The organism is Chthoniobacter sp. (assembly GCF_040003245.1).
GTDB lineage: Bacteria > Verrucomicrobiota > Verrucomicrobiia > Chthoniobacterales > Chthoniobacteraceae > Chthoniobacter.
In genome coordinates this window covers 1-13,895 of sequence record NZ_JBDUCX010000180.1, presented here as the reverse complement: position 1 = coordinate 13,895, position 13,895 = coordinate 1, and the positions used below count along the sequence as shown (strand labels likewise).

Here is a 13,895-nt window from a genome sequence, read left to right as displayed (position 1 = left end):
CGCAAGACAGCTCGACTTGCTCGCCGATGAGGCGGCGCAGCATGGTCGTGAGGTCGCGGATGAGCGTATTGAGCGACAGCACGCGGGGACGCATGACCTGCCGGCGGCTGAAGGCGAGCAACTGGCGGGTGAGGTCGGCGGCGCGCTCCGAGGCGAGCGCGATCTGCTGGAGAGAGTCGATCGAGTCTTCGTTATGACCCGGCAAGGTGAGTTGGAGGCTGGCGTGCCCCTGGATGATCGTCAGGAGATTGTTGAAATCGTGCGCGACGCCGGCCGCCAACTGCCCGATGGCTTCCATCTTCTGCGCCTGGCGAAGCTGCGCCTCGAGGTTCAGGCGCTCGGAGATATCGAGCACCATCAGCAGCAGGTGAGGCTCGCCGGCGATGATGATGCGCTCGAGGGAAACGAGCGTGTTGCGCAATTCGCCCGACTTGGTGCTGACCTGCGCCTCGACGTGGCGCAGCGCTTTGTCATCGGTCGAGGAGCTCGCGTTGTAATCGAGGCAGAAGCGCAGCTCGAGGGGCGTGTGACCGATCAATTCCTCGCGCGTGTAGCCGGTCATCTCGAGGAAGGCGTCGTTGACGTCGATGAAGCGATTCTCCCGTGGCGTTTGAATGACGAAAGGAATCGGGCTGGCCCGGAACGCCTTGGCGAAACGCTCTTCGGAACGCCGCAGTTCCGCATAACTGTCCTCCAGCGCGCGAGTGCGTTCCTGCACCATCTTATCCAGCGATTCGAGCCGGAATTGCGCCTGCTCGGTGACGTGCCATTTCTTGGTGAGAGCGTGGGCCAGTTGCAGCACCTCGATGTTGTCGAACGGCTTTTTCAGGATCACGAGGTTGTCGTTGACGCCCAGCCGCACCGTCATCTTCTCCCACGAATAATCGGAGTAGGCGGTGCAAACGACGACCTGCAACGCCGGATCGACCTGCCAGAGATGCTCGATGGTCTCCACCCCATCCCATCCCGGGGGCATGCGCACATCGATAAAGGCCAGGGCGTAGGGTTTCCCGTCCTTGATGGCCTTCGTCACTTTCTCCAGGGCTTCCTTGCCTTGGTAGGCGGACTCGAGCTCGAACGTCGTGACATTCACCGGGACGTGCGGCTTGTCGAAGAGCACGGATTCCATCGCGTCGAGTTCGGTCTTGGCTTTCGCCGGGCCGAGCAGGATCTTGCGAAAATCCTCATGGATCGCGGGATTGTCGTCCACGAGCAGGATGCGATTATTCAAGGGGAGATTCATGAAGCGGAAGCAGGAGCCGCGAGGGGCAGCTCGAAAGTGAAGGTGGCGCCGCGGCCGGGACCGTCGCTGCTGGCCAGCAGGCGTCCGCCCATTTGCTGGGCGGCGAGCGCCGCGCTGTGCAGGCCGAAGCCGTGACCGTCCTTGCGAGTGGTGAAGCCGTGCGAAAAGATGCGCGTGAGATTCTCCGCTGCGATCCCGACACCGGTGTCGGTGACGATGATGGCCACGGCGTTATCGTTTTGTTGGCGGATTTTCAGGGTGAGCCGTTTCTCGTGGGGCTCGGAATCATCCATGGCGTGCTTCGAGTTGCGCAGGAGATTGACGAGGATTTGCAGGGCCTTGTGCTTGTCGACCGACACGGGAGGAACCGTGTCGTATTCGCGCACCACGGTAATGCGGTGGCGCGTAAAGCTGTCCATGTTCAACTGGAGGGCGTCCTCGATGAGCGACTCCACCGGCAGCACCTCGGAGAGACCCGAGACGCGGGCGTAGGTCTGCTGCATGGCGACGATGTCCTTGATGTGCTCGATATTGCGCGTCAGTAGATCAATTTCCGCCCGCGCTTCCAGGCGCTCATTTTCCAGGTGCTGCGAGAGATCGGCGAGATAGGCGGGGAGCAACTGGCCCTTGGGGTCGTTGGCCAGAAAATCGGCCAGTTGCCCGTTCTTGTCGCGGAGCATGGCGGCCGCGCGGGCGAGATTGGCGGTGCGTGACTGACCCAGACGCTCGGCAATGAGGGTGGCGGAGACGTTCACGCTGTTGAGCACATTGCCCACGTTGTGCAGGACGCCGGTGGCCACCTCTGCCATGCCGGCCTGACGCGAGGCGTCGATGAGCTGGCTCTGCGCGCGCTGCAACTCCTCTTCCGCACGTTTGCGCTCGGCGATCTCGTGGAGGAGTGCCGTGTCGCGCGTCTGGATTTGGTCGAGCATGCTGTTGAAAGAGTCGGTGAACGTCCCGACCTCGTCATCCACGACTTTCGTGGCGCGTACAGAGTAATCGTGATTCGCCATGATGTGGCGGGCAGTTTCCGCAAGATTCTGAATGGGATCGAGGATGACGCGCTCGAGTTTCCAGGAGACGAAGACGGCCACCAGGAACGAAATGGACAGCACGGCAACGAGGATACTCGCGTAGAGCCGGTGCAGCTTGTTGGCCTGCCGGCTGTAATCGGCGTGCAGGATCAAGGTGCCAAGGCGCTCGCCATCGAGCAGGATCGGCTGGACGTAGACGATGTCGTCGCCCTGATTATGAAAGCCTAGGGGCGGATTCGCCTCGCCGGCGCCGGGGATAGTCACGCGGCCCACGCTGGCCAGCACCGTGCCATCCTTGAGCACGAGGGCGGAGCCGGTGATGTGTGGCTTGGCCTTGAGCGAGGCGAGGTTCTCGCGCGCCGCCTGGTCATCGGCAAACTTGAGCACGGCGGTACTGTTGGTGGCCACGATTTCACCGACGGCGACGAGATCACGCCGAAAGTCGCGCTGGAAAAAGTAGAATTGGAGGGCGAACAAAGCCGAGGAGGCCACACAAAGCGCTGCCGTGCAGGTCGCGAGGATGACCAAGCGCAGCTTGCGCTGGATGGGGAAGCTCCGGAGGCGCGTTCTCATCTGGGGGATCAGCGCTGACCGTCGCTGAGCTTGATGGCGTTGGGAGCGACCACACTGATGTTCTGAGACAGGGGGATGGCAAGCTGGAGCAGCTTCGAGCTGACGGTGAACTTTTCGCGAGCCGCGGCATCGGTGCTGATCTGAAAACGCACCTGCCCCCCGACGGTGACAAAGTTGATGATCCCGCCCTTGCCGAGAAAGCCATCGCACTCGCCGACGGTCAGCACATTTTCCCGCCGCACCTCGCCTAGGATCGGCCCCAGACGGTCGCGTTCCGAGCGGCTGATGAAGAGGACATGGCAGGCGCGGAGTTCCTCCTTGTTGAGCAGATGTTTGATGATTGCGGGACGCCCCTTGATCTGACGGTCTTGAATCGACTCTTGGAGTAGGGAGCTGATGTTGTCCGTCCCGTAAACCCCGATGACGAACGGCGAGTCCGGCTGGGCAAATTTTCGCGCCGGCCAATCGACAAATCGCGTGAAGCTGTTGATGAACTCGGCCTTTTTCTGATACTCCCGCACCTCGGCCGGGCCCTGGGCCAAGGCGGTGGCCGCCGCCAGGATCAACCCGGCGACGCACAATCCGTGGCGCAGCGCACAGCGTAAGAGCAAACTGGGAGCGCGGCATTGGAACATCAGTCACAATTTAAGCTTCGAATACGTAGAGAGGCGAGGCAATTGGTCGAGTGGAGAGACGGGACTGAAGGCATTGGGTGTAAATACGGATACCCTTTGGAGCATCACACATGCCTCCGAGGTAATTCTCTTAAAGATGACACGAAAATGAGGAAGGCGGGGGAGGTGGGATCGATCCCGACTACGTGGTTCTCTGTAGGCACGATGAGAGTACGTGCAGTCTTGAGGGGATTCCCTTCAAGCCCTGTAGGCTGGAAGCTCGCCGACCAGCCGACCGGTGGCGCAGCCTATTGAATACCCGCCCAGGCGTTACGCGGGATCGTCCTACCGATTCTCGCTTCGCTGGAACCGTTTAACTCGTAAACTGCGCAAAGATCCGGTTCGCCTCTTCCAAGGTCTCTTTGCTCCCCACGTCGAACCACGTGCCGGGTACCGTCCACGTCTGAACCGGGATCCGCTGGTAGAGCCACTGCACGAAGCGGCCCGGTTGGTCCGGATTGTTGCCGGCGGCGAGGTAGGTGACGAATTCGGAAACGACCTTGGCTGGGTAGTAATACAGCGCGATCCCGATCAGCGTGCTCTTGGGTGCGGCTGGTTTCTCCTCGAAGCTGCTGATCTCCCCGTTCGCATTCACGGCTACGACCCCGTACTTCTTCGCTTCGGTCAGATCGCCCACATCGTAAAGGCCGAGCACAGGCTGCTGCTTCGCCTGGCAGAAGGTGCCGAAATTCTCGAGGCTCTGGTTGAACAGGTTGTCCCCGGCCACGACGATGAGATCGCTGCTGGCCAGCCCCGCGCGGCTGACCACGAGATTGATGTCCCCGATCGCGCCGAGCTTGTCCGCGTCACTCGTGGAGCCGTCGTTGATGATCTCGAAGGCCAGCTTGGCGTGCGTCTGGTTGTAATGGTCGGCCCAGGCCTGAAAATCCGCGGCAAATTTGCTATTGGTGACCACATAGACTTTCTCGATGCCCTTGATCGGCGCGAGATTGTCGATGACCCATTCCATCATCGGCTTGCCCGCCACTTCGAGGAGCGGTTTGGCTTTATTCTGCGTCAGGGGATAAAGGCGCGTGGCGTAGCCGGCAGCGAGGATGAGAATATTCATGACGCGGGGGGTGATGCCTCAAAGCTGCGCCTTGTGTCGAGAGTGATTCGGCGAAAAGTCGTAAATCGGGCCTTGCCCTGATCGAACCACAGGCGTAGTGTTCGCCAGAACATGAATCTGACCCAACGCCAACAGGAAGTCCTCGACTACATCTCGCACATGCAGGCCACCGCGGGGGTGATGCCCTCGACGCGAGAGATCCAGGAGCATTTCGGTTTTGCCAGCCAGACGGCGGCGGTCAACCATCTTCGAGCGTTGGAGAAGAAGGGGATGATTCACCGGCAGCCGGGCAAAGCGCGGGCGGTGGCGGTGGTCTCGCAATTGCGCCGCGAGCGCATCGTCGATGTGCCGGTTTACGGCAGCATTGCGGCGGGCTTTGCCGAGGTGACCGAGCAGCAGGAGGAAGATACCATTTCCATCGATGCGACGACGTTGGGTCTGGGCCGAAGCAAGCGGGTTTTTGCCCTCAAGGTGCGCGGCGATTCCATGATCGGCGCCGGGATCAATGACGGCGACCTGGCCATTCTCGACAATAGCGAACCCAAGGCGGGCTCGATCGTTGCTGCGTTGATCGACGGTGAGTCGACGCTCAAGCGTCTCGTGCAGCAACGCGGTCGCTATTATCTCCATGCGGAGAATCCGAACTTTCCCGATCTCGTGCCGCTGGGCGAATTGAGCGTGCAGGGTGTGCTGGTGGCGCTCATCCGCAAGTACCGCAACTGAATCGGAGAGGCTCCCGTGATTGCGCTGGCGGTGGAATTCAGTCTCGTCGTCGCGTGGTTCCTCTGGGCGTATCGGCGGCAGGTGCGGGATCGGCAGAGCAAACGGCGGGATCCGGCGACCCAGCTCCGGCTGCCATTTGAGGAGGACCGCGAAGTTGGAGGTTGAGCCGGGCGGAGGGTGTGCGCCAAGCTGCGCGTCGTTTTCTCCACGCCTGTGAAGCTCCTCCTCATTGACGGTCACTACTACGTTTATCGATCCTTCTTCGCGATTCGCGAGCTGAGCAATTCGCGCGGCGAGCCGACCAATGCCATCTACGGCTTCGTCAAGACCGTGCGCCGCATGGTGAAGGACCTCGCGCCGGACCTCGCCGCGGTCGTCTGGGACATGGGCATGCCGCAACGACGGGTGGCCTTGCAACCAGCCTACAAAGAGCAGCGCGCGGAGATGCCCGAGCTCATGCGCCCGCAGTTGACCTTCATCCAGAACCTCGTGCCGATGCTCGGCTTCGCGAGTCTGTGGCTGCCGGACACCGAGGCGGATGACCTTATGGCCTCCTATGCCGTGGCCGCCCGTGCTCGCGGCGACGACGTGGTGCTGGCGACCAACGACAAGGACCTCTTCCAACTCGTGAACGGGAACGTGAAGGTCTACTCGACCAACAAGACCGATCTCGCCGCCCCCTCCGACACTTTCGCGTTGCTGGGCAACGAGTCCGTGCGCAAAAAGTGGAACGTGGAGCCGGGGCAGATCGGCGACGTGCTCGCGCTGATCGGCGACAACGTCGATAACATTCCGGGCGTCGATGGGATCGGACCGAAGGGCGCGGCCACGCTGCTGAACGCGCACGGTTCGCTCGACGCGCTGCTCGCCGATCTCGATGCGGTCAAGAACGAGCGGGTGCGGGAAAAGCTCAAGGCGGCGCGGGCGCAGATCGAGCAGAACCGCGAAATGGTCCGTCTCGACCTGGATCTTCCGCTGCCGCAGCCGCTGGATGCGTTGGGGATTCATCCGCGGTGGCCGGAGCTGGTTGCTGAATTGGAGAAGTGTGAATTCAAATCGTTGCTGGCGGAGGTGAAAGCAGAAGCGGGGGCTGCGGGCGTAATCACTGCGCCGGCCACACCACCTGTAACCGTTGCAACCGTCGCATCTGCGGCACTTCCGGCACCTCCTTCGGCGGCATCTCACTCGCAGGGTGAGCTGTTTTAGTAAGGTGACGGCATCCCCCTCGGTGTCATTCTGAGCGGAGTGTAACGGAGTCGAAGAACCCCGTCGAATAACCAGCGATGTCGTTGGTAGAGCGACCGGATTTGCCCCGCAGTTCCATAGGCGTCTCGCAGACTCGGCTTTCGACTTCGCTCAGGATGACAACGAGATAGAGCGCTTTCTCAATCCTCGAGTTCCGTGTGGATCTCGATGAAATGGAGGATGTCGTGACGCGTGACGATGCCGACGAGGCGGTCGTTCTCGATGACGGCCAGGCGGCTCAATTCCGGTGCCAGCAGGAGCCGCATGGCGCGGGCGGCGGACTCATTCACCCCGATGCGCAGCGTCTCGGCACTCTTCTCCGCGACGACGTCGCCGGCGGATACGTAGGGCCATTTTTCCTTCGGGACTTCCTTGAGGAAATCCAGCCGGAGCAGGCCGCGGAATTCTCCATCGGGCGCACAGACGGGATAGGCAACGTGATGACCGCTGAGGAAGTAATCCTCGACCGCGAGGTTGAGGGGCAGGGAGTCCGGGATGGTCGCGGGGTTGGCCGTCATCAAGTCCCGCACACGCACTCCGCCGAGAATCTCCCGTTGGATGGCGTTGGCGTAGCCGCTCTCCGCCGCGCTCTTGAGGAAGAAGCCGATGAGTAGAAAGCTGAGCCCGCCCCAATATTGTTTCACGAGCATGGCGACGCCGGCCACAATGAGGAACCAACTAAAGCCGATGCCGATCCGCGAAGTGATATATGTTGCGCGGCGGAGGCGTCCGGTTTTCGCCCATATCAGAGCGCGCAGCACGCGCCCGCCGTCGAGCGGGTAGCCGGGAAACATATTGAAGATGGCAAGCGCGAGATTTGTCCACGCCAGCCAGCCGCAAACGTGGGCGATAGGTATCCAATGCAAAGCCGTAGACCCCAGATGCAGCACGTAGAAAGCGGCGCTGAGGATCACACTGACGACGGGACCGCCCAAGGCGATCTTGAGTTCCGTTTTGGCGTCATCCGGTTCGCGCGAAATTTCGGCCAGGCCACCGATAAAGAGCAGCGTGATTCGCGGAACGCGAATGCCACAACGCTGACTGACGAGGCTATGGCCCAGCTCGTGCAACAGGATGCTGAGAAAAAAGAGCAAGGCTGCCGTGACGCCCAGCAAAAGATAAACCGCCGGCGAATGGCCGGGCACCTCATTTGGAAACATGACGAAAGCGAGTTCGTAGGTCACAAACCCGGCGATGAGGAACCACGAGGCATCGAGGTAAAAGGCGATGCCAAAGTAGCGGCCGATGAACAATCCCGTGCGTCGGCCGGGCGCGTCTCCGTTGCTCATTTATTGGGGGGCGGCGCTGGTGCCGCTGCCGCGGCGGGTTGGGCAGGTGAAGCCGGTGTCGCTGGAGGAGCGGCAGGCGTCGCGGGCGGAACCTGTGCGGGAGCGGCTGCGGACGGTGGTGTGGGTGAGGCGGGTGTCGCCGGGGCAGCAGCCGGTGTTGCAGGCGGAAGGGGCGTGACTGCTGGCGCGGTCGCGGCTGGTGGTGCGGGTGAAGGCGATGTTGCTGGGGGAGCGGCTGGAGCGGGAGCCGCCGGTGGTCCGGGTGGGGCTGGAGGTGGGGTCGGGATGTTTGTCCAGTCGACCACGTCCACTCCTTCGTAAAACTCCGCGGGAACGCGCAGGCCCAGATGCGCGTCCTCCCATCCATTGGATGAGTGGCCACCAGCCAGTGCCGCGAGGATGATCTTCTCCGTCAGCGGTGGCTCGAACACGAAGAAATGCATGGGGTGTTGCAGCGTCCCGGTGGCGTAGACGGAGAAGTCCTTTTCGAGAGCGGAGCCACTGAACTTCACATCGATCGAAGGATCCTGCGTGTATCCTTCGCGAAATACGAAACTCGCATTTTCCAGCTGTACGAGGCTGCTCTCAGACCTCGAGTTAATCTGAAATCCTGAGCCATTGGCTTGATGGAACGCCACGCTACCGATGAACTCCGGAGCACCACCTGATCCGCGCAGATGCAAATCGGTGTCGGCTGCCAGATTCGCAAAGAAGGTGTGCCGGGTAGGCGGTCTGAATCCCACCCCCGTGGAAGCCGAGTGGAGCGCGACGTCGAACTTCCAATCGTTCCAAGGTTTCTCGCCGAGAGTGAAGATCGGCGGAAGGGTCGTTCCGCCATTTCCGTTGAGCAGCGAGTACGTGGCGGGCTCCACGGCGGAATTCATCGCCAGCCACGAGATCTGCGCATCTCCGGAAACAGTCGCGCCGCTCACTGGACCAGTAACTTGCAATTTTCCGGACGCCACGACCGAGGCTGCAGCCGCGCTCTTGCTCCAGAACTCCAGCGCCGATTTCTCGGTCGCGACTTCCAGCTTCAGCGCGGGGTCGCGAAAATTCGTGAAATCCACCTGGCCCGTGACGGCAAAGTCGCCGGTGGGATGGCGGCCGGTGAACTTTACGACTTGCAGAGCCTGGCCATCGAGCGCGCCCTCGGCTTCCACCACGGTGAGCAGGTCGCCGCTCCAGCCGATGGGGATCTGGGCTTTGCTGAGCGTAAACTTGCCACTCGTCTTGAGCGCGCCGAGCGGTCCGTCGGCGGTGAGGTTGCCGCGGACGATGCCCTGGATCGGAAATTTCCAGCCGGTGAGCAGCGAGGCGTCGCGCAACTCGAGATTGTAAGCGGTGAGGTTCACTTTGCTCACGGTCTGGTTATCGAGCAGCGTAGCCAGCGAGGTGTTCGGCCACGCGTTCCAGACGTCGAGCGGCAGGAAGGCGTCGCCTTCCAGCCAGAGCGCCTGTTTGTTATAGAGGCGGATGCCTTGCAGGCTCAGCGCCTTGTTGCCAATGCCAACATTGGCGGTGAAGGAGGAGTCGTCGTCGGAGACCAGGAAGCGGCTGAACAACATCATGCCGGGCGCATACGAGCCCTCGAAGTCCGCATTGATCGGATGGAGCAGCGCGGCGGTGGCGCCGAGCGAACGCAGCTTGCGCAGCCGCGCGGAGAATTGCCCGCTGTGGCCCTTGGCGGAGCCTTCGCCGCTCCAGTCGATCACCGCGCCACCAGCCAGTGGTTCGGGCACGATGGGCTTTTGGAGGAGGGCCGCGTACTTCGCCAGGTCCTCGATCGAGGCGTGGAATTCGCCCCAGTATTGTTTGTCTCCGATGATGTTCACCACGCCGTGACCGCGCAGGTAATCGCCGTTGTTGAAGAGCGAGACGTTGGTGATTTGGAATTCGTTGCCGTTCAGTTTCACGCCCGCGTGCAGTTCCTCGATCGGCGCGTTGTGCCACTTCAAGTCAGTGCCGGAGACGATCAATTGCCCGTGAAATTGCTGGTCCTTGCCGCGGATCGAACCATCGATGTTCACCTTGCCGGCGGCGTATTGGAAATCGGGGAGCATCAGCGCGGAGAGCTCGGTGAGGTTGTCGATCTTGGCCGCGATGTTGAGTTCAAATTCCGTCTGCCACCAAGCCATGCCGGGTTCCGGCAGCGGCATTTCGCCGGTGAGATTCAAGCGGTTGTGGCCCTGGGCCAGCGCCAGCTCGGGCACCTGCACGCGCCCGTTCATGAGCGTGGCGCCAAGCACGAGCGAATCCCATTGGCGCGAGTCCCATTGAAAATTCGTGGCCTCGAAGCGAAGCGACGCGGTGGCCTTGGAGATCTGCTGCGGCGGACCGCGGAAGGTGAACTTGCCCTCCTTGATCGTGCCGCCGGCGGCGTCGTTGTAGCCGAGAAATGCGGCCAGGTTGGCCACCCCGATCTGCGAAAACGTGCCGGTGGCTTCGAAGATGAGCGGGCGCTCTTCGCTCAAGGCCTGCGCGGCCACGCGGATGTTTCCCCCGAAGGCGGCGATCTGCATTTCGAGGTTCAGGCGCCCGCGGGCGAGATCGTCGAGCTCGGCGGAAAAGCTGCGCACATTCACATCCGAATCGAGGGCCAGGTTGGCGATTTCGACCGTGGTATCCTGGAAGGCGGTGGTGCCGCGCACATCGCGAAAGGTGCGGTTGATCCACGGTTGCTTGAGGACGATCTGCCCGGCACGGATCACGCCGGCTTCGAGGCCGCTGAGCGTGAAATTCGCATCGGCCAGGCGCACGTAGTCGTGATTGCTCTGGAAGATGAAATCCACGTCCTGCGCCTCGATGCGATCAGGCGAGGGCATCCACGCCCCGGTTGGGCGGGGCAGGCGCCAGCGGAGGAAATTGCGCCGGGTTGTCGCCGTGCTGGTGCCGCTCAGCGGGAGCTGGATCTTGCCATTCACGCCGCGCAGGGTGAGCCGCTGGAAGACGTGGCCGGTGGAGTGGGGGAGGAGATTGCGCCAGTCGAACTCCGCCTTGGCCGACTGGATCTCGACCCGCGTGATGGGACCGGTATCGCTCTCATAAATCCAGACCGTGTCGCGCAGCGTGATGGGCTCGAGCACGCTGCCTTCGACCGCGCCAATATGCGCGGACACGCCGGCGCGCCAGGCTTCGCCGGTAATGATCAGCCGGGCGAGAAAGCGAAAGCAATCGGGCACGAACAGGGCGACGCCGCAGACGACAAAGAAGAGGAAAGCCAGGCGGAGCGGGCGAAAACGGCGGCGCGCCCGCCTACGCTCCAGCGAGGCGGCTTCGGAATTGGGTGGTGATGACAGGGAAGTGGACTGGCTCAAGGCAAGCCTCGAATTCTAACGTGCTCGGACAAAAAGGGAAGCGGCCATCGTGAGACGTTTTTCACAGGAAAGCATTCGGATTAATGTCCGGGTTTATTCGTATGGTGATCGGCCGTTGCGCTTGCCTTTCGCCGGGAATGAAAATGAAGGCGACGCTTTCGCGTCGGACAGCGCAACGGGAGGAGAGATTATTCAAGGCTTGAGTAGACTTGATTTACCTTGAGAAGGCTTGATTCGGCTTCATTTTTGGCTGCCCGCGTGGGTCGTTGCGCCTGGAGTCTCCGGGCGAGCGGATAAAATTGGAGGCACGATTGGGCACGATCAGGCCCGACTAGACTGGATTTCGCCGGCAACACGGACCCTTCGAGTAAGCAAGACGCTCGCGATATTCTGAAGTGCGTGAGGAGTGAAGATGGGTCTGCCATATGCCGTTGTCCGAAGGTGTCGTAGTCCTGCAATTGCCCGCCGCCTGCTCCTCCCCCCGGCCAATCGGGGTCCGCGCCTGCCATTTCCTAACGTATGCACACGTGAACACTATTTCGCGCTTTCTGTCAAACCGGGAAAATCATGGGACGCCGCAGGCGCGACATCCCGACCGGTATCGATTGAAACAGCCATGCTGCCACTGCTGGCCGAATCCGTGCCGAACCTTTGATTGTCTCCCAGCCCATGACCCGAATTTTCGCCGCTTTTGCCGTATGAGTGCTCCATTGACCGATGCGGAGGAGGTGCTGTGGAAGGGCTCGGTGTCGCATTGGCATTACGCGGGGAAATGGTTGCTCGTGGTGGTGTTCATCGCCGCGCTCGTGGCCAACGTCTTCCTGCGGTTGATCAGCGACCCAACGATGTCGTGGATTGTGTGCGGTGTTCTGGCGCTGCTGGCGCTTGTGCTCATCGTCTGGATCCGCCTCGATCGGAGCCGGCGCACCTACACGGTTACGAACCGCCGGGTGAGCGTGGAATTCGGGATCGTCTCCAAACGCTCGAACGAACTGCGCATTCAAGACATTCGCAGCATCAATCTGACAACCACCGGCCTCTCGGGCTTGGTGGGCATCGGCCGCCTGGAGTTTTCCACCGCGGCGAGCGATGACGCGGATGTGATCTTCTGGAATACGCCAGGGGCGACAAAGGTGCGGGATCTAGTGCGGTCTTTGCAGGCAGTGGCCATCGCTTCAACTTAACGGCTTGCCGTCAGGCGGACAGTCGATCATGTCGCACACCGACCCCGTGGACATCGCTTTCACGATGAATCGGGTGGTTCCGCAAGGAAGGCGGCGCACCAGCAATTCGAGACTACGCGGCTCCAATTCTTCACTGGCCAGCCGGGACAGTTGGGCGGCAAAAGTTTCCTCGGTGATTCCTCGGCGGCGGCGGCGGAGTTCGGCCTGGATGAGGACGATATAGAAGATGGGCGGAAGAGCCCGATAGCGCGGCACGCTGTTCCGGGGAGCGGCGGGCGACGGCGCGACGCGTTCCATGGTCAAAAGAGCGTTCATAGATAGTAAGAAGGGAGAAGGTCGCTGCGAATGGTGGCGAAAAAGCGTTCCGGTTGCGCGCGCAGCCGGGCTTGTTTGGAGGCGGCGCGATGCCCGCACGTCTCCAGACGGAGAAAGACGGCGATGACGGCTGCCGGGAGCAGGGCGCCGCCCCGGCGACGGCGATTCAAATCGTGTTTCATGGCCGGGGATCAAGCAGCGGCCAAGTGCACCCGGCGGAAATCGTCGAGGCTTTCCCGCTTCGGCATGAGGCGGGACGCCGCCGGAGAAAGTGCGGCGGCAACGGCGGAGATCACTTCGGCCCGGCGCGCCGGCTTGTTGAGAGCGGCGGAAAGTTCCCGGGTGACGCCAGCGGGGAGGGGCGTAAAGGCGAGGGAGCCGGAAATCATGATCACCGGTAGGTCGCTGCCCGCCGAGCGCAGGGCCAGCAATAGGGTCGCGCCGTCGAGCCGTGGCATGTGACGGTCGACAATGACCAGATCGAAAGGTTGCGCGGCGAGCCACTCCAGGCCTTCCACGCCATCCGCGGCGGTTTCTACTTCGTATCCCTCCAGGCTCAGGACGCGGCCGTAGAGTTCGCGGAGCAATTGTTCATCATCGACGACGAGCAACCGGGCGCGCGGCGGTTCGTCGATGGGGAAATCAGGTCTGGAAGCGGGGTGATGCATAGGAAGTGGTAATGGGAATGGATTGATGATGGGCGAATCACCAATCCCACATCCCGCCGCGGTGGATATGGGGCGCGAAGCCGGTCGTGAATAGGCGCTCCGCCTATGCGGTTGTGGCGCTATGGCGGCAGGATGACACCGCGAGGATGGCGGCAGTTACTTCACAGTCTCTGAGCCCGGCTACTGCGTCTCCACCCAGCGGACCGCCTGCCGGATCATCTCGGCGCTGGTGGCAAAATCCATCTTCTCCTTGATGTGGTCGCGGTGCACCGAGACGGTCTTGGGACTGAGATTGAGTTGCGCGGCGATTTCCTTGGCGGTGCGGCCTTCGCCGAAAAGCCGGAAGACCTCGAACTCCCGATCGCTGAGCTTTTCCAAGGGCGAACTGGAGCCACGCGGCCGGGCGGTGGCGAAAGAATCCAGCACCCGGGCGGCGAGACGTTCGCTTACGTAGATGCCGCCTTCCAGCACGCGGCGGATGGCCCCGAGCATGACGGGACCAGGGCTGTCCTTGCTGAGGTAGCCCTTGGCGCCGGCGTGCAGAGCGCGCTCGGCGTAGAGCAT

The 13,895-nt window shown here is 61.9% G+C and carries 13 protein-coding genes; 3 read left to right on the top strand and 10 right to left on the bottom strand.

What is annotated here, in order from left to right; genetic code table 11:
• The 4 genes from ABJF10_RS21675 to ABJF10_RS21660 form a co-directional block, all read right to left on the bottom strand.
• A partial coding sequence (locus ABJF10_RS21675; protein ID WP_348546697.1) for a PAS domain S-box protein occupies positions 1-1,243 on the bottom strand: 1,243 nt, incomplete at its 3' end.
• Complete coding sequence (locus ABJF10_RS21670; RefSeq protein WP_348546696.1) at positions 1,240-2,850, bottom strand: ATP-binding protein; 1,611 nt, start codon at positions 2,848-2,850, stop codon at positions 1,240-1,242. The genes ABJF10_RS21675 and ABJF10_RS21670, both read right to left, overlap by 4 nt.
• 8 nt (positions 2,851-2,858) lie before the next feature.
• Positions 2,859-3,461, bottom strand: a complete 603-nt coding sequence (locus ABJF10_RS21665) for a YfiR family protein (protein ID WP_348546695.1) — start codon at positions 3,459-3,461, stop codon at positions 2,859-2,861.
• A gap of 376 nt (positions 3,462-3,837) precedes the next feature.
• The gene (locus ABJF10_RS21660; RefSeq protein ID WP_348546694.1) at positions 3,838-4,593 is read right to left on the bottom strand and encodes a nucleotidyltransferase family protein; all 756 of its coding nucleotides are present in this window, start codon (positions 4,591-4,593) and stop codon (positions 3,838-3,840) included.
• Between the two features lie 111 nt (positions 4,594-4,704).
• Between ABJF10_RS21660 and lexA the strand changes: the two genes are divergently transcribed.
• Positions 4,705-5,316 carry a transcriptional repressor LexA gene (gene lexA / locus ABJF10_RS21655; protein ID WP_348546693.1) on the top strand — a complete coding sequence of 204 codons (612 nt, stop codon included), beginning with the start codon at positions 4,705-4,707 and terminating at the stop codon, positions 5,314-5,316.
• 213 nt (positions 5,317-5,529) lie between these two features.
• A complete protein-coding gene (locus tag ABJF10_RS21650) occupies positions 5,530-6,522 on the top strand; it encodes a 5'-3' exonuclease H3TH domain-containing protein (protein ID WP_348546692.1) in 993 nt (330 codons plus the stop codon).
• 179 nt (positions 6,523-6,701) lie between these two features.
• Here ABJF10_RS21650 and ABJF10_RS21645 read toward each other — a convergent pair whose 3' ends face one another.
• Together ABJF10_RS21645 and ABJF10_RS21640 are read right to left on the bottom strand one after the other, a co-directional pair.
• The gene (locus ABJF10_RS21645; protein WP_348546691.1) at positions 6,702-7,850 is read right to left on the bottom strand and encodes a site-2 protease family protein; all 1,149 of its coding nucleotides are present in this window, start codon (positions 7,848-7,850) and stop codon (positions 6,702-6,704) included.
• Positions 7,847-11,164, bottom strand: a complete 3,318-nt coding sequence (locus tag ABJF10_RS21640; RefSeq protein ID WP_348546690.1) for a translocation/assembly module TamB domain-containing protein — start codon at positions 11,162-11,164, stop codon at positions 7,847-7,849. Before ABJF10_RS21640 ends, ABJF10_RS21645 begins: the two co-directional genes overlap by 4 nt.
• A 698-nt stretch (positions 11,165-11,862) precedes the next feature.
• Here ABJF10_RS21640 and ABJF10_RS21635 point away from each other — a divergent pair.
• Positions 11,863-12,348 carry a PH domain-containing protein gene (locus ABJF10_RS21635; RefSeq protein ID WP_348546689.1) on the top strand — a complete coding sequence of 162 codons (486 nt, stop codon included), beginning with the start codon at positions 11,863-11,865 and terminating at the stop codon, positions 12,346-12,348.
• Here the strand turns inward: ABJF10_RS21635 and ABJF10_RS21630 are convergent.
• The 4 genes from ABJF10_RS21630 to ABJF10_RS21615 all read right to left on the bottom strand — a co-directional run.
• Positions 12,340-12,663, bottom strand: coding sequence for a hypothetical protein (locus ABJF10_RS21630; protein WP_348546688.1), 324 nt, complete (start codon positions 12,661-12,663; stop codon positions 12,340-12,342). The two genes, ABJF10_RS21635 and ABJF10_RS21630, sit on opposite strands and share 9 nt — an antisense overlap.
• Positions 12,660-12,845, bottom strand: a complete 186-nt coding sequence (locus tag ABJF10_RS21625) for a hypothetical protein (protein WP_348546687.1) — start codon at positions 12,843-12,845, stop codon at positions 12,660-12,662. Before ABJF10_RS21625 ends, ABJF10_RS21630 begins: the two co-directional genes overlap by 4 nt.
• Positions 12,846-12,854: 9 nt before the next feature.
• Positions 12,855-13,331 (bottom strand): response regulator, encoded by a 477-nt coding sequence (locus ABJF10_RS21620; RefSeq protein ID WP_348546686.1) that lies wholly within the window; start codon positions 13,329-13,331, stop codon positions 12,855-12,857.
• A gap of 180 nt (positions 13,332-13,511) precedes the next feature.
• Positions 13,512-13,895, bottom strand: a 384-nt coding sequence (locus ABJF10_RS21615; protein WP_348546685.1) for a response regulator transcription factor, incomplete at its 5' end; no start/stop codon positions are given.

What these genes read in the sequence shown, in the direction of transcription:
- ABJF10_RS21620 (WP_348546686.1), bottom strand. Translation starts at nt 13,331, where the DNA reads ATGCATCACCCCGCTTCCAGACCTGATTTCCCCATCGACGAACCGCCG.
- ABJF10_RS21635 (WP_348546689.1), top strand. Translation starts at nt 11,863, where the DNA reads ATGAGTGCTCCATTGACCGATGCGGAGGAGGTGCTGTGGAAGGGCTCG.
- ABJF10_RS21670 (WP_348546696.1), bottom strand. Translation starts at nt 2,850, where the DNA reads ATGAGAACGCGCCTCCGGAGCTTCCCCATCCAGCGCAAGCTGCGCTTG.
- ABJF10_RS21625 (WP_348546687.1), bottom strand. Translation starts at nt 12,845, where the DNA reads ATGAAACACGATTTGAATCGCCGTCGCCGGGGCGGCGCCCTGCTCCCG.
- ABJF10_RS21645 (WP_348546691.1), bottom strand. Translation starts at nt 7,850, where the DNA reads ATGAGCAACGGAGACGCGCCCGGCCGACGCACGGGATTGTTCATCGGC.
- lexA (WP_348546693.1), top strand. Translation starts at nt 4,705, where the DNA reads ATGAATCTGACCCAACGCCAACAGGAAGTCCTCGACTACATCTCGCAC.
- ABJF10_RS21630 (WP_348546688.1), bottom strand. Translation starts at nt 12,663, where the DNA reads ATGAACGCTCTTTTGACCATGGAACGCGTCGCGCCGTCGCCCGCCGCT.
- ABJF10_RS21660 (WP_348546694.1), bottom strand. Translation starts at nt 4,593, where the DNA reads ATGAATATTCTCATCCTCGCTGCCGGCTACGCCACGCGCCTTTATCCC.